The organism is Streptomyces sp. NPDC058637 (assembly GCF_042717325.1).
GTDB lineage: Bacteria > Actinomycetota > Actinomycetes > Streptomycetales > Streptomycetaceae > Streptomyces.
Map to the genome: position 1 here is coordinate 17624 of NZ_JBHXRD010000011.1, position 21218 is coordinate 38841.

Annotated in this window: 17 protein-coding genes; 9 read left to right on the forward strand and 8 right to left on the reverse strand. The window is 70.5% G+C overall.

What is annotated here, in order from left to right:
• Positions 1 to 258: 258 nt before the first annotated feature.
• Positions 259 to 522 (reverse strand): WhiB family transcriptional regulator, encoded by a 264-nt coding sequence (locus tag ACFWVP_RS13365; protein ID WP_014046372.1) that lies wholly within the window; start codon positions 520 to 522, stop codon positions 259 to 261.
• Positions 523 to 1174: 652 nt separating this feature from the next.
• Here ACFWVP_RS13365 and ACFWVP_RS13370 point away from each other — a divergent pair.
• The 3 genes from ACFWVP_RS13370 to ACFWVP_RS13380 all read left to right on the forward strand — a co-directional run bounded on the left by ACFWVP_RS13370 (position 1175) and on the right by ACFWVP_RS13380 (position 4104).
• Complete coding sequence (locus tag ACFWVP_RS13370; protein WP_384496237.1) at positions 1175 to 1675, forward strand: cysteine dioxygenase; 501 nt, start codon at positions 1175 to 1177, stop codon at positions 1673 to 1675.
• 153 nt (positions 1676 to 1828) lie between these two features.
• Positions 1829 to 2785 carry a 2-phospho-L-lactate transferase gene (gene cofD / locus ACFWVP_RS13375; protein WP_384496239.1) on the forward strand — a complete coding sequence of 319 codons (957 nt, stop codon included), beginning with the start codon at positions 1829 to 1831 and terminating at the stop codon, positions 2783 to 2785.
• Entirely contained in the window at positions 2782 to 4104 is a 1323-nt protein-coding gene (locus ACFWVP_RS13380; RefSeq protein ID WP_384496241.1) for a coenzyme F420-0:L-glutamate ligase, read from the forward strand. The genes cofD and ACFWVP_RS13380 overlap by 4 nt, the downstream gene beginning before the upstream one ends.
• A 29-nt stretch (positions 4105 to 4133) precedes the next feature.
• Here the strand turns inward: ACFWVP_RS13380 and ACFWVP_RS13385 are convergent, their stop codons facing one another.
• The 3 genes from ACFWVP_RS13385 to ACFWVP_RS13395 all read right to left on the reverse strand — a co-directional run bounded on the left by ACFWVP_RS13385 (position 4134) and on the right by ACFWVP_RS13395 (position 7829).
• On the reverse strand, positions 4134 to 5132 hold the full coding sequence (locus ACFWVP_RS13385) for a DNA-3-methyladenine glycosylase family protein (RefSeq protein WP_384496242.1): 999 nt from the start codon (positions 5130 to 5132) through the stop codon (positions 4134 to 4136).
• Between the two features lie 93 nt (positions 5133 to 5225).
• Entirely contained in the window at positions 5226 to 6317 is a 1092-nt protein-coding gene (locus ACFWVP_RS13390) for a sugar phosphate nucleotidyltransferase (protein ID WP_384496244.1), read from the reverse strand.
• Positions 6318 to 6395: 78 nt separating this feature from the next.
• Positions 6396 to 7829 (reverse strand): N-acetylmuramoyl-L-alanine amidase, encoded by a 1434-nt coding sequence (locus ACFWVP_RS13395; protein WP_384496246.1) that lies wholly within the window; start codon positions 7827 to 7829, stop codon positions 6396 to 6398.
• 139 nt (positions 7830 to 7968) lie between these two features.
• On the opposite strand from ACFWVP_RS13395, the gene ACFWVP_RS13400 reads away from it, so the two are divergent.
• From ACFWVP_RS13400 to ACFWVP_RS13415, 4 genes are all read left to right on the forward strand, one after another.
• Entirely contained in the window at positions 7969 to 8721 is a 753-nt protein-coding gene (locus ACFWVP_RS13400; RefSeq protein WP_384496248.1) for a TIGR03089 family protein, read from the forward strand.
• 176 nt (positions 8722 to 8897) lie between these two features.
• Positions 8898 to 10313, forward strand: coding sequence for an LCP family protein (locus ACFWVP_RS13405; RefSeq protein WP_384496249.1), 1416 nt, complete (start codon positions 8898 to 8900; stop codon positions 10311 to 10313).
• A gap of 223 nt (positions 10314 to 10536) precedes the next feature.
• Positions 10537 to 12306, forward strand: coding sequence for an LCP family protein (locus tag ACFWVP_RS13410; RefSeq protein ID WP_384496251.1), 1770 nt, complete (start codon positions 10537 to 10539; stop codon positions 12304 to 12306).
• Between the two features lie 64 nt (positions 12307 to 12370).
• Positions 12371 to 14044, forward strand: coding sequence for an LCP family protein (locus ACFWVP_RS13415; RefSeq protein WP_384496253.1), 1674 nt, complete (start codon positions 12371 to 12373; stop codon positions 14042 to 14044).
• Between the two features lie 59 nt (positions 14045 to 14103).
• Here the strand turns inward: ACFWVP_RS13415 and ACFWVP_RS13420 are convergent, their stop codons facing one another.
• Positions 14104 to 15126 (reverse strand): glycosyltransferase family 2 protein, encoded by a 1023-nt coding sequence (locus tag ACFWVP_RS13420; protein WP_384496254.1) that lies wholly within the window; start codon positions 15124 to 15126, stop codon positions 14104 to 14106.
• A 327-nt stretch (positions 15127 to 15453) separates the two neighbouring features.
• On the opposite strand from ACFWVP_RS13420, the gene ACFWVP_RS13425 reads away from it, so the two are divergent.
• A complete protein-coding gene (locus ACFWVP_RS13425; protein ID WP_384496255.1) occupies positions 15454 to 16818 on the forward strand; it encodes an LCP family protein in 1365 nt (454 codons plus the stop codon).
• Positions 16819 to 16898: 80 nt separating this feature from the next.
• Here ACFWVP_RS13425 and ACFWVP_RS13430 read toward each other — a convergent pair whose 3' ends face one another.
• The gene (locus ACFWVP_RS13430; RefSeq protein WP_384496257.1) at positions 16899 to 17447 is read right to left on the reverse strand and encodes an acyl-CoA thioesterase; all 549 of its coding nucleotides are present in this window, start codon (positions 17445 to 17447) and stop codon (positions 16899 to 16901) included.
• Between the two features lie 119 nt (positions 17448 to 17566).
• Between ACFWVP_RS13430 and ACFWVP_RS13435 the strand changes: the two genes are divergently transcribed.
• Entirely contained in the window at positions 17567 to 18856 is a 1290-nt protein-coding gene (locus ACFWVP_RS13435) for an LCP family protein (RefSeq protein WP_384496258.1), read from the forward strand.
• An 84-nt stretch (positions 18857 to 18940) separates the two neighbouring features.
• Here the strand turns inward: ACFWVP_RS13435 and ACFWVP_RS13440 are convergent, their stop codons facing one another.
• Entirely contained in the window at positions 18941 to 19723 is a 783-nt protein-coding gene (locus ACFWVP_RS13440) for an isoprenyl transferase (RefSeq protein WP_384496260.1), read from the reverse strand.
• Positions 19724 to 19901: 178 nt separating this feature from the next.
• On the reverse strand, positions 19902 to 21059 hold the full coding sequence (locus ACFWVP_RS13445; RefSeq protein ID WP_384496530.1) for an acyl-CoA dehydrogenase: 1158 nt from the start codon (positions 21057 to 21059) through the stop codon (positions 19902 to 19904).
• Positions 21060 to 21218: the final 159 nt, after the last annotated feature.

Below are 21218 nucleotides of genomic sequence, written 5' to 3' on the forward strand. Positions count from 1 at the left end.
GGTACGGGCCCTCCGGCCGGGTCCGGAGGGGGCGTCCCCCCGGGGGCTGCATCGGTGTACACGCGCGCCCCGGCGGGGCGTTGGCGCGTCTCTCGGACGGGGCCCCACACTAACGGTACGGATGTGCGCCCTGCGCCGAGCGGTTGAACGGCGGGAGGCGACGGCGTCCGGACATGCCGACGGCCCGTGGTCCGGGCCCTGTACGGGGGTCCGGGCCACGGGCCGTCGGCGCTCCCGGGGGTCCGGGCACGTGGTGGGTCAGATGGCGGCCTTCTTGAGGCGGCGCCGCTCACGCTCGGAGAGGCCGCCCCAGATGCCGAACCGTTCGTCGTTGGCGAGAGCGTACTCAAGGCATTCGGAACGGACTTCACAGGCGAGGCAGACCTTCTTCGCCTCGCGGGTGGAGCCGCCCTTCTCCGGGAAGAAGGACTCGGGGTCTGTCTGGGCGCACAGTGCGCGCTCCTGCCAGCCGAGCTCCTCGTCCGCGTCCTCGACCAGCAGTTGCTGGAACAGCTCGGTCATGTGCGCCCCTCGTCTGTCTCTTGCGTCCCCGTGATGCGGCCGTTACTGATGCGCCGAACAACACGAGTGAAATTACAAGTGTGTAGCTCTGGGCCAGTCAAGCGAAGATCTGCTATTGGCCTCGGTATTCACTCTGCGGAACCAAGCGTATGCCGAAAGTGTTCAAATCACCAAAAACCTGACATATGCCTTCGGCCTCGTCACGCAGCGCTTCTCACCGGGTGAGACGACCATGGCCGTCCCCGTGTTTCGATTCGATCACTGAAGCGACCAAGATCACAGTCGGGTCACAGACTTCCCGTCGCGTTTACGAAGACGGTTGTTGCGCCACATTGCCGCTCCCGTAACTGCCAAAACCTTTCTTCAACCCGGACGACCGGAAGGAGTGAAAGATTGCCGCCAAATCGGGCATCGGGTTGACAGGAGGCGGGCCGAGCCGCTCTCCTTGACTGCATGCAAGCGACCGCAGCGATGTACGCGACCCCCATGCGTGGGTTCCGTACGGCTGTCCAGGCCCGCTGTTGCTGTTCCAGCTGTCACAGCTGTTGAAGCCCCTAGCGCTCCAGCTCTGATCCAGCCTTCTCCACCCGCATTCCGGCTCTCCGCGACACCCCCCGCACGCGCATCCCCATGCCGAGGAACCACCGCACCCATGAACAGCGACAGCGACCTCCAGATCGCCGGCGACATCCTCGAGGTACAGCACCTCCTCCAGCCGGCCCGCCCCCACCCCGCCACCGTGGCCGAGTTCGTCGGTCTCGCCCGCACCATCGCCGCCGACCGCGCCCGCTGGGCCCCGCTCGTCCGGTACGACACCACCACCCGCTGGTACCACCGACTGCAGGAAGGCCCGGGCTACGAGGTGTGGCTGCTCAGCTGGGTCCCCGGCCAGGGCAGCGGGCGCCACGACCACGGGCTGTCCTCCGGTGTACTCACCGTGCTGGACGGCGAGTTGACGGAACACACGGAGCGCGGGACACGCACCCTGGACACCGGCGCACAGCGCGTCTTCGCCCCCGGATACGTCCACGAGGTCGTCAACGACTCCCTCGAACCGGCCGTCAGCCTGCACGTCTACCACCCCGGCCTGACCGACATGCCGATGCACACGGCACAGTGCGCCCCGTCCGCCCTGGACGTCGTACCCGCCTGACAGCCCACCACCGCCCCACAACCGACAGGCTCCGCCCGACAGCCCCACCCGTCGCCCACCACCGCCCCACAACCGACAGGCTCCGCCTGACAGCCCCACCCGTCGCCCACCACCGCCCCACAACCGACAGGCTCCGCCTGACAGACTGGTTGCATGCGCATTGTGGTTCTGGCCGGCGGTATCGGTGGTGCTCGTTTCCTGCGTGGCCTCAAACAGGCCGCCCCCGAAGCGGACATCACGGTGATCGGCAACACCGGTGACGACATCCATCTGTTCGGGCTGAAGGTCTGCCCCGACCTGGACACCGTGATGTACACCCTCGGCGGTGGCATCAACGAGGAGCAGGGCTGGGGGCGTACGGACGAGAGCTTCCAGGTCAAGGAGGAGCTCGCGGCGTACGGCGTGGGCCCCGAGTGGTTCGGGCTCGGCGACCGTGACTTCGCGACCCACATCGTCCGTACGCAGATGCTCGGCGCGGGTTATCCGCTGAGCGCGGTCACCGAGGCGCTCTGTGCCCGCTGGAAGCCCGGGGTCCGGCTCATCCCGATGTCCGACGACCGCGTCGAGACGCATGTGGCCATCGACGTCGACGGCGAGAGCAGGGCCATCCACTTCCAGGAGTACTGGGTGAAGATGCGGGCCTCCGTCGCGGCGCGGGCGATCGTGCCGGTCGGGGCGGAGCAGGCCGAGCCCGCACCGGGCGTGCTGGAGGCCATCGCCGGGGCCGACGTCATCGTCTTCCCCCCGTCGAATCCCGTCGTGTCGGTGGGCACCATCCTCGCCGTGCCCGGTATCCGCGAGGCGATCGCCGAGGCCGGGGTGCCGGTCGTGGGGCTCTCCCCCATCGTCGGTGACGCGCCCGTGCGGGGCATGGCCGACAAGGTGCTGGCCGCCGTGGGCGTCGAGTCGACGGCCTCGGCCGTCGCGCGCCACTACGGATCGGGCCTGCTGGACGGCTGGCTCGTCGACACCGTGGACGCCGGGACCGTGGCCGGGGTGGAGGCCGCGGGGATCCGCTGCCGTGCCGTCCCGCTGATGATGACGGACCTGGACACGACCGCCGAGATGGCCCGCCAGGCACTGGCGCTGGCCGAGGAGGTCCGGGCATGAGCGGGCCGGCCGCCGAGGCACCCTCGTACCGGGTGTGGGCGCTGCCCGGGATGCCCGAGGTGCGGGCCGGGGACGACCTCGCGAAGCTGATCGCCGCCACCGAGCCGGGCCTGGTGGACGGTGACGTCCTGCTGGTCACCTCGAAGATCGTCTCCAAGGCGGAGGGCCGGACCGTGGAGGCCGCCGACCGGGAGGCGGCGATCGACGCCGAGACGGTCCGGGTGGTCGCCCGCCGGGGGAAGCTCAGGATCGTGGAGAACCGGCAGGGCCTCGTCATGGCCGCGGCCGGTGTCGACGCCTCCAACACCCCGGCCGGCACGGTCCTGCTGCTGCCCAAGGACCCGGACGCCTCCGCCAAGGTCATCAGGGACGGGCTGCGGGACACCCTCGGGGTCGAGGTCGGCGTCGTCGTCACGGACACCTTCGGGCGCCCCTGGCGCAACGGGCTGACCGATGTCGCCATCGGCGCGGCGGGCGTCCGGGTGCTCGACGACCTCCGCGGCGGTACGGACACGTACGGCAATCCGCTGAGCGCGACCGTGGTGGCCACCGCCGACGAGCTGGCCTCGGCCGGTGACCTGGTGAAGGGCAAGGCGTCCGGCCTGCCGGTCGCCGTGGTCCGGGGCCTGCCCCATGTGGTGGCGGCCCCCGGGGACCCCACGGACGGCGCGCGGGCGATGGTGCGGACCGCGGCCGACGACATGTTCCGGCTGGGGACGTCCGAGGCGGTACGGGAGGCACTCCACCTGCGACGGACGGTGCGGGAGTTCACCGACGAGCCGGTGGACCCGGGCGCCGTACGGCGCGCGGTGGCTGCCGCCGTGACGGCGCCGGCCCCGCACCACACGACGCCGTGGCGCTTCGTCCTGCTGGAGTCGGCGGACGCGCGGACCCGGCTGCTCGACGCGATGCGGGACGCGTGGATCTCCGACCTGCGCCGGGACGGCAGGAGCGAGGAATCGGTCGCCAAGCGGGTGCGGCGGGGCGACGTCCTGCGCGACGCGCCCTATCTGGCGGTGCCGTGCCTGGTGATGGACGGCTCGCACACCTACGGGGACGCGCGGCGGGACACCGCCGAGCGCGAGATGTTCGTGGTCGCGGCCGGTGCGGGCGTGCAGAACTTCCTGGTGGCACTCGCGGGTGAACGGCTCGGCTCGGCATGGGTGTCCTCGACGATGTTCTGCCGGGACGTGGTGCGTGAGGTGCTGGACCTGCCGGACAGCTGGGATCCGCTGGGCGCGGTGGCCGTGGGACACGCGGCGCGGGCGCCGAAGGAGCGGGGCGCACGGGACGCGGGGGCGTTCATCGCGGTGCGCTGAGGCGGAGCGGACTCCGGCCCGCCGCCCCGCTAGAACCGGGCGATGTCGCGGGGTGTCATGCGGGGGGCACGGCGCGGCGGCGTGTGACCCGAGAGCATGATCAGACGTGTCGCCCGGTGGCGTTGGCCCTCGTACGGTGCCAGGAGGGCCAGCATCTCCTCGTCGCCGGCGCTCCGGTCGCCCGCCAGGGCGTACCCGACGATGCCGGGAAGGTGGAGGTCGCCGACCGTGACCGCGTCGGCCGCCCCGTTGGAGCGCTGCAGCGTCTCGGCCGCCGTCCACGGACCGACGCCGGGGATCAGCTCCAGCCGTGCCGTCGCCTCGGACAGTTCCATCGACGCCGCCTCCTCCATGCGGCGGGCCACCCGGACCGCGCGCAGGATCGTCGCCGAGCGTTTGGCGTCCACGCCCGCCCGGTGCCATTCCCAGGAGGGGATCCGCGACCAGGTCCTGGCGTCCGGCATGACGTACAGGCCGTACGTGCCGAACCGTCCGTCCGTCGGGCCGGGCGCCGGGGTGCCGTAGGTGCGGACCAGCAGCCGCCAGGCGCGGTAGGCCTCGTCGGTGGTGACCTTCTGTTCCAGGACCGACGGGATCAGGGACTCCATGACCAGCCCGGTGCGCAGCAGGCGCAGCCCCGGCCTGCGCCGGAAGGTGGCGGCGACCAGGCGGTGGCGCGGGCGGAAGGCGTCCGGATCGTCGTCGGCGCCGAGCAGCCCGGGAAGCCCGTCCAGGAGCCACTGCGCGCCGGGGCCCCAGGCCGCCGCGGAGATCCGTCCGTCCCCGGCCGCCGCGACGCGCAGCGTGCCGGGCCCGGCCGGGGTCCGGGTGGCCCGCCAGAACGAACCGTCGGGCAGCGCCCGGTACGTGGGGTCCGCCGGGCCGCGTCGCAGAGGGCTCAGGACCAGCCGCAGGTCGAGCGGTCCGGGCGGGGTCCAGGTCCGTTCCAGCGGCGGGGCGGACGGGTCCGGGACCGCCGGCTGCTGGTGCGGCACGGCGGTGGTGCGGGGTACGAAGCGTCCTGCCACGGGTGAGGTCCTCGGTCGTCGGGGGTGCCTATCGAGGGTACGGCCGACGGAGACCGTTCACCGGTCGGACCACTGCTCGGGTCACCGGCCGGGTCACTGGTCCGACGAGAAGCGGACCGAGGCGTCCGGGAGGACCGCACCGCACCAGACCCGGATCCCGTCGCGGAGCTCGTTGTCGGCGCCGACGTGCGCGCCGTCGCCGATCACCGCGCCCGCCAGGACCGTACGGCTGCCGATCCGGGCACCCGCCCCGACCAGTGAGTCGCTGATCACGGCACCCGGCTCGACGACGGCGCCCGCCAGCACGGTGGAACCCGCGATCCTGGCGCCCTCGCCGATCAGGGCGCCCTCGCCGATGACCGTACCGCCGGTGAGCTTGGCGTCGGGGGCCACCGACGCGGTGGGCAGGACCAGCCGGTCGCCGCAGCGGCCGGGGACGGCCGGGGACGGCGCGCGGCCCAGGACCAGGTCGGCCGAGCCGCGTACGAACGCCTGCGGGGTGCCGAGGTCCAGCCAGTAGGTGGAGTCGACCATGCCCTGGAGATGGGCACCGGAGGCGAGGAGGCCGGGGAACGTCTCGCGTTCCACGGAGACCGGCCGGCCGGCCGGGATGGTGTCGATGACCGAGCGGCGGAAGATGTACGCCCCCGCGTTGATCTGGTCGGTGACTATCTCCTCGGGTGTCTGCGGCTTCTCCAGGAAGGCCGTCACCCTGCCCGTGGCGTCCGTCGGTACGAGGCCGAAGGCGCGCGGGTCCTCCACCCTGGTGAGGTGCAGGGAGACGTCCGCCCCGGACGTGGCGTGCGACGCGACCAGGGCCCGGATGTCGAGCCCGGTGAGGATGTCCCCGTTGAAGACGAGGACGGGCTCGTCCGGGCCCGAGGTCAGTCGCGACGCCACGTTGCGGATGGCTCCGCCGGTGCCGAGCGGCTCGCGTTCGGTGACGTACTCGATGGAGAGCCCGAGTGAGGAACCGTCACCGAAGTACGGTTCGAAGACCTCCGCCAGGTAGGACGTCGCGAGCACGATGTGCTCCACCCCGGCCGCCCGGGCACGCGCCAGCTGGTGCGTGAGGAACGGGACGCCCGCCGCCGGAACCATCGGCTTCGGGGTGTGCACCGTGAGTGGCCGCAGCCGGGTGCCCTTGCCACCGACCAGCAGGATCGCTTCTCTTGCCTCTGTCACAGCGCCGTCTCTGCTTCCTGATGGGGCCGGGCCTCGTATCGGCTGGCCAGTGTATGCAGTCCTCGGCAGGCCTCCCGGTCAGCGGCCCTGCAACTGGGCCGAGCTGGTCCGGGCGGTGCCGAGCTTCTTGTAGAGACGGCTTCCGGGGCATTCGGTTGCGAACCCGTCGCGATGGCCGGAGATGACGTTGAGCTTCACGTTGGCGCCCTTCTTGTACTTTCCGCTGCCGGCGGAGACGAGCGTGACCTTTCCCTTCGGGTTGCGGCCGAACAGGCCGAGCTTCCAGGCGGTGAGCTTGGCGATCGCGGTCACCGCGGCGGCCGGCGGGTTCTTCGAGGTGTACGTGCCGAGTACGGCGATGCCCATGCTGTTGGTGTTGAACCCGAGCGTGTGGGCCCCGAGGACCGCCTTCGTCACGCCGCCCGCGCGTCCTTCGTAGATGTTTCCGCACTTGTCGACGGCGAAGTTGTAGCCGAAGTCGCGCCAGCCGCTGCTCTTGACGTGGTAGCGGTAGATGCTGCGCAGGACCGAGGGCGCCTGGGAGCAGGTGTAGTTGTTCCCGGTGGCGCTGTGGTGGATGAAGGCCGCCTTGACGGTCGTGGTGTACGCGAAGGCGCGCTCCCGGATGCTCTCGTCGGCACCCCAGCCCTTGCGTGTGACGATGCGGGGGCGCGGGCCCACGAAGGGCTTGGCGCCCGCCGCGACGACCGCCTGCTCCTCCGACTCGGCCTTGCTCAGGGCGGAGATCTCGGTGGCTCCGAGCGGCGCGAGGTCGGCGTTGACCGCGGAGCTCTCGGCGGCGGCCAGGCCGAGCCCCGCGGACTCGGGGAGCGCGCCCGGCTGGGGGGAGGCCACGGGGGTGACCGCGGTGGGAGCGCCTGTGGCCGGGGTACCGGTGGCCGGGGTGATCGTGGTCGGCGGCTGCTGCGGGTCCTCGCCCGGGTCGACGAGCTCCACCCGCAGTCCCTCGGGCAGGGGCGCGGTGCCCGCGGCGCTGCTCCGCGGTCCGGAGTCCTCGGACCGTACGCGCACTTCGACACCGTCCGAGTCGCCGACCCAGAGCGGGGCCGTGGAGCCGCGGACCTTGCCCGACGTGCGTTCGGCGCTGTCGGTGTCCGCGGCGTGGTCGGTGTTGTGCGTCTCGAGGTTCTGCCAGCCGGACCAGCGTGCGGTGCCGGTCGCGCGGGCCCGGACCTGGACGGTGCCGTGCAGTTCGGCGTCGGCGTCGTCCCAGACCACGCCGACGAGTGAGAAGCGGTGCGCGTCGCGCTGCCGCAGGCCTTGTTCGGCGGGGGGCAGGGACTCGGTGGGCTCGCCGGTGGCCCGGGGGGCCGCGTCGGTGAGCGGCCTCAGGGGCAGGGACTGCGTGGAACCCGACGGTTCGGCAGCGGGGGTCGCGGGCGCGTGGGCGACCGGGGCGGGCAGGGGGGCGGCTGGCGCGGGCACGGCGAGCGGGAGGGTGAGTGCCGCCGCGCAGGTGACGCCGATGGAGGTTGCAAGAAGTGCATGCATACAGGAAATCCTGGCTGGATTCCGGCATTCCCGGCTACTGGAGGGACGCTGCTCCCACTTGACGCCCCGTCTGCCGACCGGTGTACGCGATACCGTTCGCGCCCCGCCGCGTCCGCGCCCGGCGCGTACCCTTGCGCGGATGAACGCCAGTGATCGCACCCCCGCCGACCTGCTGCGATCCGCGCTCGCCGCGGACCCGGCCCGCCCACTCGTCACCTTCTACGACGACGCAACCGGAGAGCGCGTCGAACTGTCGGTGGCCACCTTCGCCAATTGGGTGGCCAAGACGGCCAATCTGCTGCAGGGCGACCTGGCCGCGGAGCCGGGCGACCGGCTCGCCCTGCTGCTGCCCGCGCACTGGCAGTCCGCGGTCTGGCTGCTGGCCTGCTCGTCCGTCGGTGTCGTCGCCGATGTGCAGGGCGACCCCGCCGCCGCCGATCTGGTGGTGACCGGGCCGGACTCCCTGGACCGGGCACGTGCCTGTCGCGGCGAGCGGACGGCCCTGGCCCTGCGCCCGCTGGGCGGCCGTTTCCCGCAGCCGCCGGAGGGGTTCGCGGACTACGCGGTGGAGGTGCCCGGCCAGGGCGACCGCTTCGCGCCGTACGCCCCGGTGGATCCGTCGGCCCCCGCGCTCGGCGTGGGCGGGGTCGAGCTGACGTCGGACCAGTTGGTCGCGCGGGCCCGTGAGGACGCGGCGGCGCTTGGCCTCACCCCGGGGTCGAGGCTGCTGACGGGACGTACGTACGACACGTGGGACGGACTCTCCGCCGGGCTCTTCGCTCCGCTGGCCGCCGGCGGGTCCGTGGTGCTGTGCCGCCACCTGGACCGGCTGGACGCGGAGGGGCTGGCCAAGCGCGTCGAGAGCGAGCGGGTCACCGACACCGCGGTATGACAAGCGCCCTGAGCTCCACCCGTCCGGCCCACGGCGGGCCGAGCCCCCGGGACTGAGCCTGCGCGGCGGTACATGATCGGGCGGTACGGACCACTCCGCCCGAAGGCACAACCAAGCGTGAGGTTCAGCCGTCTACTCCTGCGACCGGCGGCCCATCGCGCCGCCGAAAACGAAGGATGGACGCAGACGTGAGCGACAGCGCCGGCCCCCCGGACCGCCCTGACCACTCGGCAGGGGACGGACCGACGGACGGGTCGCGGGACGATTCCGGGGCCACCCCGCCGGAGGAGTCCGATCCCGCTCCACAGGACGGCTCCCCCGCCACCGGGGCCGCGGGCGACGGCGGCGAGGGCGAGGACCACGACGACGGCGGTGACGGCAAGGACGGCCAGGACGGTGGTGGATTCGGCACCTGGGCCGACCGGCCCGGGGCCGGCGCCCCCGGGCGCAAGCGCCACTGGCTCCGCTGGACCGCCCTCGCCGCCTCGTTCCTGGTGCTGGTCGCGGCGGGCGCCGGCTGGTGGCTGTACAAGAAGCTCGACGGCAACATCACGACGGACACCGGTGCCGCGGCCGAACTCAAGGCGTACGAGCAGGAGCGTCCGACCCCGATCGCCCAGGACGCGCAGAACATCCTGCTCATCGGTTCCGACACCCGGTCCGGTGACAACAGCGAGTACGGCCGTGACGACGGCGGCAGCCAGCGTTCGGACACCACGATCCTGCTGCACCTCGCGGCCGACCGCCGGAGCGCGACCGCGGTGTCGATCCCGCGTGACCTGATGGCCGAGATCCCCAGCTGCCACACGGCGGACGGGAAGGCCACGAACAAGCAGTTCGCCCAGTTCAACGGGGCCTTCGAGCTCGGCGGCACGGCCTGCACGATCCGCACCGTGGAGGAGATGACGGGCGTCCGCGTCGACCACCACATGGTCATCGACTTCAACGGTTTCAAGGACATGGTCGACGCCGTGGACGGCGTCGAGGTCTGCCTCAAGGAGCCCGTCGACGACACCGACGCCCATCTCAAGCTCCCCGCGGGCCGCCAGAAGCTCGACGGCGAGCAGGCCCTGGGCTACGTACGGGCCCGTAAGTCGATCGGCGACGGCAGCGACACCGAGCGCATGGACCGCCAGCAGAAGTTCCTGGGGGCCCTCGTCAACAAGATGCAGAGCAACGGCGTCCTGCTGAACCCGACGCGGCTGTACCCGGTGCTGGACGCGGCGACCAAGTCGCTCACCACGGACCCGGGTCTGGACTCCCTCAGGGACCTGTACGACCTGGTGCGCGGGATGCGGAACGTGCCGACGGAGCAGGTCCAGTTCCTGACCGTGCCCCGGCAGCCCTACCGCGCGAACCCGAACCGGGACGAGCTCGTCCAGCCGGACGCCAACCAGTTGTTCGAGCGTCTGCGTAAGGACGAACCCGTCGCCGTGGCCCCCGCCGACGAAATCAATGGCGAGCATTCACAGGCGGATCACAGCTCCGACAAGGATTCTTCCGGTCAGGAGCCCGGCGGTACGAGCGAGAGCCCCACCCCGGCGCCGACCTATTCGGGATCGAATGCGGCTGACGACCTGTGCGATGCGTAAAGCAATTCTCAAGTGACCGACGCCAATCGGAGCGGAATATGCAGAATGCCCGGTTGTAAGGAGCGTGGAATATGTCACGCCCGTCACCCATGGCCGATTCGGCCGGATAGTGTGACGCGATCCGGTGCTCGCGGACCTCGGACCGTGCACTGCTGGAGCGAAGGACCGAGCGCCGTGCCGGGGGAGGCGCCTCGCGTGGCACCGACGGAGGATTCAGGCAACCGTGGACGCGCATAGCCGTGGGCGGGCGGACGAAATCGATCCCGCAGACGAATGGGTACTCGATCCGCGGACCGGCAATTACGAATTGCGACCGGACAACTCCGGAAGAGAGTCGTCCGGTTCCTCCCGTACGGCAAACCGCCATAACTCAGGCAGCCGACGCGAATCCCGTTCCGGCGTCACCCGCGAAGGATCGGGACGCCGCGACACGGGTGACCGGGCGGAGCCCGGCACCGGTGGCCCCCGCCGCGAGGTACCGGGGCAGCGCGGGGGCCGTCCGGCCCGGAACGCCCAGGAGCACCGGGCAGCCGCCCGCCGCAAGGGCAGGTCCCCGAGGCAGCGGCGGAGGAAGGCCCTCCTGTGGACCGGCGGCGTCATGGCCTTCGTGATCGTCGCCGGGTCGGCCGGGGCCTACGCGCTCTACCAGAAGTTCAACGGCAACCTGGACACCATCGACGTCGGTGACGCGGGCAGCGAGGGCGTCGCCGCCGACGGCCCGCTGAACATCCTGATCATCGGTACGGACAAGCGCACCGGCGCGGGCAACGAGGGCTACGGCGACACGGGCAGTGCCGGCCACGCCGACACGAACATCCTCTTCCACGTCTCCGAGGACCGCACCAACGCCACGGCGATGAGCATCCCCAGGGACCTGATGACACAGATCCCCGACTGCACCACGAAGCAGCCGGACGGTTCGGAGAAGGTCATACCCGGCTCGCGGAACGTCCGCTTCAACGTCAGCCTCGGCCAGGAGGGACGCGACCCCGGCTGCACGATGCGTACGGTCAAGGAGATCACCGGCCTGTCGGTCGACCACTTCATGATGGTCGACTTCAACGCCGTCAAGACGCTCTCCACCGCCGTCGGCGGCGTGAAGGTCTGTCTGGCCGGACCGGTGAACGACCCCGACTCGCACCTCGAACTGCCCGCGGGCGAGTCCACGATCCAGGGCGAGGACGCGCTGGCGTTCGTCCGCACCCGGCACAGCTTCGGGAACAGGAGCGACCTGGACCGGATCAAGGTGCAGCAGCAGTTCATCGGCTCGATGATCCGGCAGATGAAGTCCGACGACACGCTGACCGACCCGACCAAGCTCTTCAAGCTGGCGGACGCGGCGACGAAGGCGCTCACCGTCGACTCGGGCATCGGGTCGATCAAGAAGCTGACCTCGCTCGCCCAGGAGCTCGGCAGAATCGACACGAAGAACATCAGCTTCGTCACGATGCCCGTGGTCGACAACCCGGCCGAGCCGGAGCCCATCACCGTGGTCGTCGACCCGGCGAAGTCGAAGCAGCTCTTCGCGACGATGCGCGCCGACACCTCGCTGACCGAGGTGAAGAAGCGGGAGAAGGCCGCCAGGAGCAAGCAGGCGGCGGTGCTCAAGGGCGACCGGGCGGCCCCGGAGGACATACGCGTCGACGTGCTCAACGGCGGGGGGATCGCCGGAGCCGCGGGCGCGACCGTCACCTGGCTGCAGACCGAGCAGGGCGTGCCGCAGTCCACGAACAGGGCGAACGCCCCGGTGAAGATCGACAGGACCACCCTGGCGTACGCGCCGGACCAGGCGGACCAGGCCCGCGCACTCGCGGACATGATGGGGCTGCCCGCCACGGCGCTGAAGCAGGGGACCACCGACGCCGAAGGCCTTCAGGCGATGGTGCTGACCCTGGGAGCCGATTTCGATGGTGCCGGTGTGCCCATCACAGGACCGGCGGCGGCGCCGGACATCCCGAAGGCAAGCGCCGACAAGGCGGAATGCGCGAAGTGACGACGGGTCGTCGCGCTCCAGCGAGTTTCTGAGCAGCAGGGGGGTCCCGGTGGGACGGAGCAGCATGCGTGGGGAGGGGTCGCGGTCGCGCGTCCGGCACCAGGACCCGGACGACGGCGTCCACGACGGCGGACGCGACGCCTCGGGCGGCCGGTCCACGCGGAACGGTCACGGACCGCGCGAGCGGTCCCGGCCGCCGGAGAACGGGTATCGTCACGGCGGTCCGAACCGCCGCAGCCGGCGCACCGCCGAAGGGGGCGGGCGGCGGGTACTGCGCTGGGTCGCGTCCGTACTCGCCCTGCTGATACTCGGCACCGGCGGCGCCGGTTACCTCTACTACAAACACCTCAACGGCAACATCAGGAAAGAGGATCTGACCCTCGGCGACAAGCCGATGGCCGATCACAAGGCCAACTCCGCCGGTCAGACCCCGCTGAACATCCTGATCATCGGCTCCGACGCCCGTGACTCCGAGGCCAACCGGAAGCTCGGCGGTGCGAAGGAGACGTTCGGGGGTACGCCGCTCGCCGATGTGCAGATGCTGCTGCACCTCTCCGCGGACCGCAGCAACATCTCGGTCGTGAGCATGCCGCGCGACACCATGCTGAAGATGCCGAAGTGCACGGACCCGGACACCGACAAGGTGTACCCGGCCAGCACGCTGCCCGTGCAGACGAACGAGAGCCTCGGCCGCGGCGGACCCGGGTGCACGGTGGCCGCCTGGTACGAGCTCACCGGCATCACCATCGACCACTTCATGATGATCGACTTCGAGGGCGTGGTCTCCATGGCCGACGCGGTCGGAGGCGTTCCGGTCTGCGTGGACGCCAACATCTACTCGCACACAGGTGACGGCAAGGGCTCCGGGCTGAAGCTGAAGGAGGGCACCACCTCAGTCAAGGGTGAGCAGGCCCTCCAGTGGCTGCGCACCCGCTACGGCTTCGAGGACAACACCGACCTGGGCCGCGCGAAGGCCCAGCACCAGTACCTGAACTCGATGGTGCGTGAGCTGCGCAAGGGCACCAAGCTCACCGATCCCGGGAAGCTGATGAATCTCGCGGAGGCGGCCACCAGCGCGCTGACGGTCGACAAGGGCCTGGACACGGTCAAGAAGCTGTACGACCTGGCGGAGGAGCTGAAGAAGGCCCCGACGAACCGGATCACCATGACGACGATGCCGAACGTCTACGGGACGGGCAACCTCAGCGGCCGGGTGTTCCCCAAGCCCGAAGAGGCCGAGCAGGTCTTCCGGATGATCCGCGAGGACGTCCCGCTGGACGGCAAGGCCTCCAAGCGCAAGACGACCGTCACCAAGGACGTCGCCGCGCCGGCCGCCGAGATCCCGGTCAGTGTGCGCAACGCGACCGGAAAGGACGGTCTCGGTCCGGTGCAGGGCCGAGCGACGACGGTCAAGAACCTGCTGACGGACGCGGGCTTCGCCAAGACGTCGGTCGACTCCCAGAACGTCGAGGCGGCCGACCGGACCGGCGTCCTCTACCCGAGCGCGGACATGGAGGGCGACGCGCAGGCGGTCGCCAAGGCGCTCGGTGTCCCGGTGTCCCAGGTGCGGAAGTCGACCTCGGTGTCGGGCATCGTGCTGGCCGTGGGTGCGGACTGGCGCGAGGACGGGGCGTACCCGGCCAAGGAGGTCGAGGAGAAGACGCCGGAGTCGGCGGGCGCGCTCAACGGTGCGGACGAGAAGGCGTGCATGAAGGTCAATCCGAACTTCACCTTCTGACGCCCGGCACGGAAGAGGGGGCCCCGCCGGCAACGGCGGGGCCCCCTCTCATACGGCGGTCAGACCGTCTGTTCCCGGACCGCGGGGCGGCGGCTCGCGATGACCCTCTTCGCCAGCGAGCGGGGGCTGGTCAGGAAGCCGTAGCCCCACGACATGTGCATGGTGGCCAGCGCGACCGGGATCTGCGCGCGGGCCTTGAGCGGCAGGCCCTTGCCCGCGGGCAGCGACCCGGCCACGATGGCCGCGACGTAGCCGGCCGGCACGACGAACGCCCACGGGGTGACGGCCACGCCGACGACGACGCCCGCCGCGATCGCGCAGACGGCGGTCGGCGGGGCCAGGTAGCGCAGGTTGATCGAGCCGGCGTGGTAGCGGGCCACGACGTGGCGCCAGCGCCCGTAGTCCTTGTACTGCTTGGCGAGCGCGCGGATGCTGGGGCGGGGGCGGTACCGCACCTTCAGCTCCGGCGAGAACCAGACCAGGCCGCCGGACTCGCGGATGCGGAAGTTCAGCTCCCAGTCCTGGGCGCGGATGAACTCCACGTTGTAGCCGTCCGCCCGCTCCAGTGCCTCGCGACGGAAGACACCCAGATACACGGTCTCGGCCGGGCCCGCCTGGCCGCCGGTGTGGAAGGCGGCGTTGCCGACGCCGATCTTCGACGTCATCGCGGCGGCGACGGCGTCCTCCCAGGCGTTCTCGCCCTCGGCGTGCATGATGCCGCCGACGTTCTGCGCGCCGGTCTCCTCCATGAGGCGGACCGCGGTCGCGATGTAGTTCGGGGAGAGCATTCCGTGGCCGTCGACCCGTACCACGATCGGGTGATGCGAGGCCTTGATCGCGGCGTTCAGCGCGGCGGGCGTACGGCCGGTCGGATTGGCGACGGTGTGGACCCTGGAGTCCTCCCGTACCAGCTCAGCGGCGATCTCGTCCGTACGGTCGGTCGACGGACCGAGGGCGATCACCACCTCCATCTCACCGGCGTACTCCTGCTCCAGGATGTGCCGGACCGAGTTCCTGAGATGACGTTCCTCATTGAGCACCGGCATGATCACGGAGACGGCGGGGTACTGCGCGGCAGACATGTGGTCCTCAGGGGGTCCTCGGGGGTGCCAGGGGTTCCGGGGGTTTTCGCGCCCCAGGAGGCGGCGGATTCGGCCGCCACGTTACCGCGAATGGGGGACACGGGCGCGCGCCGCCAGGTCTTCTACCGGTCCGCAGATCGTATGGGCCTACCGTGCGAAAGTCCTACTCGCACCGCGGAGGTGTCCCTCGTGCCCACGCCGCACCGATCGCCCCGTCCACCGCACCCCCGCAGCGCTCCCCCGCAACGCAGATCCCCCCGGCGGTCCGGGGCCGCGGGCGGCGGCAGAGGCCGGTCCGGCGGCCGGAAGACGCCGCCCCGCTGGGGCATGCGAGTGGCCACCGGGCTCTCCGTACTGGTGCTCGGCGCCGGTGGGATCGGCCACGCGGTGGTGAGCGGTCTGGAGACGGGGATCGACCGGGTCGACCCGTTCAAGGACATGAAGAACCGCCCCCAGGGCGGCCAGGGCATGAATCTCCTGCTCGTCGGCACCGACGGCCGCGACAAGATCACCAAGGCGGAGAGGAAGAAGTACCGGCTGGGCGGCGCACCCTGTCACTGCACCGACACCCTGATGCTGGTCCACCTCTCCGCCGACAGACAGCGGGCGAGCGTCGTCAGCCTGCCGCGTGACAGTTACGCCGAGATCCCCGCGCACACCGACCGGACGACGGGCAAGGAGCACTCCGCCCACCCGGTGAAGCTGAACGCCGCCTACGCCGAGGGGGGCCCGCATCTGACCGTGCGGACCGTCGAGCAGATGACCGGCATCAAGATCGACCACTACCTGGAGGTCGACTTCACCAGCTTCATGAAGACGGTGGACACACTGGGCGGGGTGGAGATCTGCACCGCGAAGCCGCTCAAGGACACCTACACCGGCCTGAACCTCACACCGGGCACCCACAAGCTGGACGGCGGCCAGGCCCTGCAGTACGTGCGCTCCCGACACATCGACGGGGCGGCCGACCTGGGCCGGATGCAGCGCCAGCAGAAGTTCATGGCCGCCTTGATCAAGCAGACGACCAGCAGCGGCGTGCTGATGAACCCGATGAGATTCCAGCAGGTCACCTCGTCGATGCTGGACTCCGTGCGCGCCGACAAGGGGTTCGGTACGGAGCAGATGCTGGAGCTCGGCAAGGCCATGCGCGGCTTCACCCCGGCCTCGTCCGAATTCACCTCCGTACCGATCGAGGACGGCGGCTTCCAGGTCAAGGGCATCGGTTCCACGGTGAAGTGGGACGCGAGGAAGTCGGAGAGGCTGTTCCGGGCCCTGCGCGAGGACCAGCCGCTCGCCCCGCAGCTGCCGAAGCAGCCCAAGGCGACGGTCGTGGGCGTCGCCCCGGAGCAGATCCGGGTGCAGGTCTACAACGGGACGCCGAAGGACGGGCTGGGCCAGACGATGGACGCGGCGCTGCGCGGCACCGGCTTCAACACCACCCGCGCCCCGCTGAACGGCGGCCAGGGCTACCGGGAGCGGACGCTCATCTCATACGACCCGCGGTGGGACCGCTCGGCGAGGTCCCTGGCCACCGCGCTGCCCGGCTGCGAGCTGAAGGCCGTGAAGGGGCAGGGCGGAACGATGAAGGTGACGGCGGGCTCGGACTTCACGAAGGTGCGGCGCGTCAAGGCCGAGACCCCGCAACAAGGTGAATTCGACACGGTAACGGGCGACCAGGTCATCTGCCCGTAACAGGTCGTTGTGAGCACAGAGACGGCTAACTGACCACTCAGCACCGATTTGCCGGTCTGCTGTTCCGCAATGACGCCAGGTCAGTCGTCGATGCCCTCGGCCGCGCGCTGTTCGCGGAGGTCCTTGATCGCTCGGCGGCGGGCCAGGCGGTGGGTGCGGCGGATCTGGGCTTCCTGGTAACGGCGCTTGTCGCGCTCCGTCTCGGGGACCACCTCCGGCACCCGGCGCGGCTTGCCGTCCTCGTCGACCGCCGCGAACACCAGGTACGCGCTGCCGACCTGCTGGGCGGGCGTCGACTCGTTCCACCGCTCGGCCATGACGCGGACGCCGACCTCCATCGAGGAGCGGCCGGTCCAGTTCACCTGGGCGCGGACGTGCACGAGGTCACCGACGCGCACCGGCTCCAGGAAGACCATCTCGTCCATCGAGGCCGTCACGGCCGGACCACCGGAGTGCCGGCCGGCGACGGCACCCGCCGCGTCGTCGACCAGTTTCATGATCACGCCGCCGTGCACCGTCCCCAGGAGGTTGGTGTCGCTGCCGGTCATGATGTGGCTGAGGGTGGTCCGGGAAGCCGAGGTCGGCTTGGCCGGAATCTCGCCTTCCGGCGCTTGGGCCTGATCTGTCATGCCCTCCACCTTATGCGGGGGCTTGCACCCGGTTGCATTGCATCAGCTTCGCAACATCCCCGGTCCGAATTCCGGTACACCCTGTAAGAGTCGTGGCCCGGGACGGCACACTGTTCCACATGAGCGATTGGCCCGATGGGCGGAACGGCGGACCCGGTGAGCGCTACGGGCAGGGCAGTGACAGCTCCCGGCCCGAGGGCGCCCGCGCCATGCCGCATGTCAGGCGCCGCCCCGCGCCTCCGCAGTCCCCGCCCCGGATCCCGCCGCAGCAGGGACAGGGCCACGACGAGTCCCCCGGCTACGACAGCGGCTACAACACGGGCCAGGTCTACGGCGGCAGCAACAGCGGCGGCCAGGGCGGTCGCGGCCACGGCGGGGGCAACGGGCGCGTCGGCGGCGACAGCGGTTACGTACAGGGCCGCCCCGCGCCCGACTGGGGCCGGCGGATCAAGGTAGGCGCGCTGACCCTCGTGGTCGTGCTGCTCGCCGTCTCCATCGGCACGTACTTCTGGGCCGACGGCAAGCTCAAGCGCGAGGTCGACCTCGCCAAGGTCATCGAGCGACCCTCCGAGGGCGACGGCACGAACTACCTGATCGTCGGCTCCGACAGCCGCGAGGGCATGACGGCCGAGGACAGGAAGAAGCTGCACACCGGCTCCGCCGAGGGCAAGCGGACCGACTCGATGATGATCCTGCACGACGGCTCCAACGGCCCGACGCTGATCTCCCTGCCCCGCGACTCGAACGTCGAGATCCCCTCGTTCGTCGGCTCCGAGTCCGGCAAGAAGTTCGCGGGTACGGGCCGCACGACGAAGCTGAACGCCGCGTACGCGGAGGACGGCCCGGAACTGCTGGTCCGCACGGTCGAGTTCAACACCGGGCTGCGGATCGACCACTACGTCGAGATCGGCTTCGGCGGCTTCGCGAAGATCGTGGACGCGATCGGCGGCGTCGAGCTGAACATCCCCAAGGCCTTCAAGGACAAGAAGTCGGGCGCGGACTTCCAGGCCGGCAAGCAGACCCTGGACGGCGAGCAGTCCCTCGCCTTCGTCCGTACCCGGTACGCGTTCGCCGGGAGTGACCTGGACCGCACGAAGAACCAGCAGAAGTTCCTCGCGGCGCTGGCCTCCCAGACGGCGACGCCGTCCACGATCCTCAACCCGTTCAAGCTGTACCCGACGATGGGCGCGGGCCTGGACACCCTGGTCGTCGACAAGGACATGTCGCTCTGGTCGCTGAGCCAGATGTTCTTCGCGATGAAGGGCGTCACGGGCGGCGAGGGCACGTCGATGAACATCCCGCTCTCCGGCCAGAGCGTGAACGGCAACCTCGTCTGGGACAAGGACAAGGTCAAGCAGCTCGTGGAGCAGCTGAAGAACGACGAGAAGGTCACGGTCAAGGGCAGCTGACCGCGCGGGCTCCCAGGAAGGTCCGGACGGCGTCTGCCGTCCGGACCTCTCGTTTCCCCGGAGCGCCTGAAGTGCCGCCGGCGGCTACTTCCCGAAGCGTCGTTGCCGGCCCGCGTACGAGCGGATCGCGCGCAGGAAGTCCACGCGGCGGAACGCCGGCCAGTAGCAGTCCACCCAGTGCATCTCGGCGTACGCGGACTGCCAGAGCAGGAAGCCCGACAGCCGCTGCTCGCCGGAGGTCCGGATGATGAAGTCGGTGTGGTCGGCGGTCGGCGAGTACAGGTGCCGGGAGATGTCGTCGATGTCGAACCGCTCGGCCAGTTCGGCGGGGTCGCCGCCCGCCGCGATGTGCGCGGCGAACGCGCTCTTGACCGCGTCGACGATCTCGCGCCGGCCGCCGTAGCCGACCGCGATGTCCACCTTGAGGCCGCCGCGCCCGGCCGTCGTGGCGGTGGCCTGCTTGAGGACCTCGGCGGTGGCGCCGGGCAGCAGGTCGAGCGAACCGATCACCTGGACCTCCCAGGGGCGGCCCGCGGCCGTGATGTCCTGGACGGTCTCCTTGATGATCTCGATCAGCGGGCCGAGTTCCTCGGCGGGGCGCCCGAGATTGTCGTCGGAGAGCATGAAGAGGGTCACGCGCTCGATTCCCGCGGCCGTGCACCAGTCCAGGAACTCGGTCGCCTTGGCGCCGCCCGCCCGGTACCCCTCCCGGAGGTCCTTGTGGCCCGCCTGGCGGGCCCAGCGCCGGTTGCCGTCGAGCATGATCCCGACGTGTTGCGGGCGGGGCAGCCCCACCAGGGTGGCGGCCAGCCGGCGCTCGTACACCGCCTCTATCGGCCGTCGGAGGAACAGCGGGAGCAGCTTCACGAACCAACTCCATCATGTTGCGGTTTAGCCTCCGCGGACCCTATCAGCGGTGTCCCGTGACCCTTCGCGGACGTCCTGGACCGCGGTGCCGCGCAGGCCGACTGCCTCGCCGCCGGGCCCACGGGTACGGCCCCCGGCAGGTGCGCCGGGGGCCGTGAAACGGACTGCGGGTACGCCGTTACGGCAGGTTGCGGGCCATGACGATGCGCTGGACCTGGTTCGTGCCCTCGTAGATCTGGGTGATCTTGGCGTCGCGCATCATCCGCTCGACCGGGTAGTCCCGGGTGTAGCCGTAGCCGCCGAGGAGCTGGACGGCGTCCGTGGTGACCTCCATGGCGACGTCGGAGGCGAAGCACTTGGCCGCCGCGCCGAAGAAGGTGAGGTCGCCGTCGAGGCGCTGGGACTTGGCAGCCGCCGCGTAGGTGAGCTGGCGGGCCGCCTCCAGCTTCATCGCCATGTCGGCGAGCATGAACTGGATGCCCTGGAAGTCGCCGACCGGCTTGCCGAACTGCTTGCGCTCCTGGACGTAGCCCTTGGCGTAGTCGAGGGCGCCCTGGGCGATGCCGAGGGCCTGGGCCGCGATCGTGATGCGGGTGTGGTCCAGGGTCTTCATCGCGGTGGCGAAGCCGGTGCCCTCCTCGCCGATCATGCGGTCGGCGGGGATACGCACGTTGTCGAGGTAGACCTCGCGCGTCGGGGAGCCCTTGATGCCGAGCTTCTTCTCCGGGGCGCCGAAGGAGACGCCCTCGTCGGACTTCTCGACGACGAACGCCGAGATGCCCTTGGAGCGCTTGTCCGGATCGGTGACGGCCATGACCGTGTAGTACTCGGAGACACCCGCGTTGGTGATCCAGCGCTTCACACCGTTGAGGACCCAGAAGTCCCCGTCACGGACGGCCTTGGTCTTCATGCCCGCCGCGTCCGAACCGGCGTCCGGCTCGGACAGGGCGTACGAGAACATCGCGTCACCCTTGGCGAGCGGGCCCAGGTACTTCCTCTTCAGCTCCTCGGAGCCGGAGAGGATCACCGGGAGCGAGCCCAGCTTGTTCACGGCGGGGATCAGCGAGGAGGACGCGCACACGCGCGCCACCTCCTCGATCACGATGACCGTGGCGAGCGCGTCGGCACCCGCGCCGCCGTACTCCTCGGGGACGTGGACCGCGTGCAGGTCCGAGGCCACCAGGGCGTCCAGGGCCTCCTGCGGGAAGCGGCCCTCCTCGTCCACCTCCGCGGCGAACGGACCGATCTTGGCCTCGGCGAGCGAACGGATCGTCTCGCGGAGCATGTCGTGCTCCTCGGCCGGACGGTAGAGGTCGAAGTCGGTCGAACCCGCCAAGACGTTCACTCCCCAAGGATGCTAACTACTGTTAAGTAACCCAATTTTAGTGGCCGGGGTCCGGCCAGGCATACCGGCCGGGTACGTGAGCTTGCCGACAGCCGCAGAACGGGGGTTCGACGGGCCCGGATATGCTCGGCTCCGCACGTCTGTCCGCAT

Bases quoted from the DNA above. Each gene is read 5' to 3' on its own strand.
- ACFWVP_RS13365 (WP_014046372.1), bottom strand. From the start codon at position 522: ATGACCGAGCTGTTCCAGCAACTGCTGGTCGAGGACGCGGACGAGGAG.
- ACFWVP_RS13370 (WP_384496237.1), top strand. From the start codon at position 1,175: ATGAACAGCGACAGCGACCTCCAGATCGCCGGCGACATCCTCGAGGTA.
- cofD (WP_384496239.1), top strand. From the start codon at position 1,829: ATGCGCATTGTGGTTCTGGCCGGCGGTATCGGTGGTGCTCGTTTCCTG.
- ACFWVP_RS13380 (WP_384496241.1), top strand. From the start codon at position 2,782: ATGAGCGGGCCGGCCGCCGAGGCACCCTCGTACCGGGTGTGGGCGCTG.
- ACFWVP_RS13395 (WP_384496246.1), bottom strand. From the start codon at position 7,829: ATGCATGCACTTCTTGCAACCTCCATCGGCGTCACCTGCGCGGCGGCA.
- ACFWVP_RS13400 (WP_384496248.1), top strand. From the start codon at position 7,969: ATGAACGCCAGTGATCGCACCCCCGCCGACCTGCTGCGATCCGCGCTC.
- ACFWVP_RS13405 (WP_384496249.1), top strand. From the start codon at position 8,898: ATGGACGCAGACGTGAGCGACAGCGCCGGCCCCCCGGACCGCCCTGAC.
- ACFWVP_RS13415 (WP_384496253.1), top strand. From the start codon at position 12,371: ATGCGTGGGGAGGGGTCGCGGTCGCGCGTCCGGCACCAGGACCCGGAC.
- ACFWVP_RS13420 (WP_384496254.1), bottom strand. From the start codon at position 15,126: ATGTCTGCCGCGCAGTACCCCGCCGTCTCCGTGATCATGCCGGTGCTC.
- ACFWVP_RS13425 (WP_384496255.1), top strand. From the start codon at position 15,454: ATGCGAGTGGCCACCGGGCTCTCCGTACTGGTGCTCGGCGCCGGTGGG.
- ACFWVP_RS13430 (WP_384496257.1), bottom strand. From the start codon at position 17,447: ATGACAGATCAGGCCCAAGCGCCGGAAGGCGAGATTCCGGCCAAGCCG.
- ACFWVP_RS13435 (WP_384496258.1), top strand. From the start codon at position 17,567: ATGAGCGATTGGCCCGATGGGCGGAACGGCGGACCCGGTGAGCGCTAC.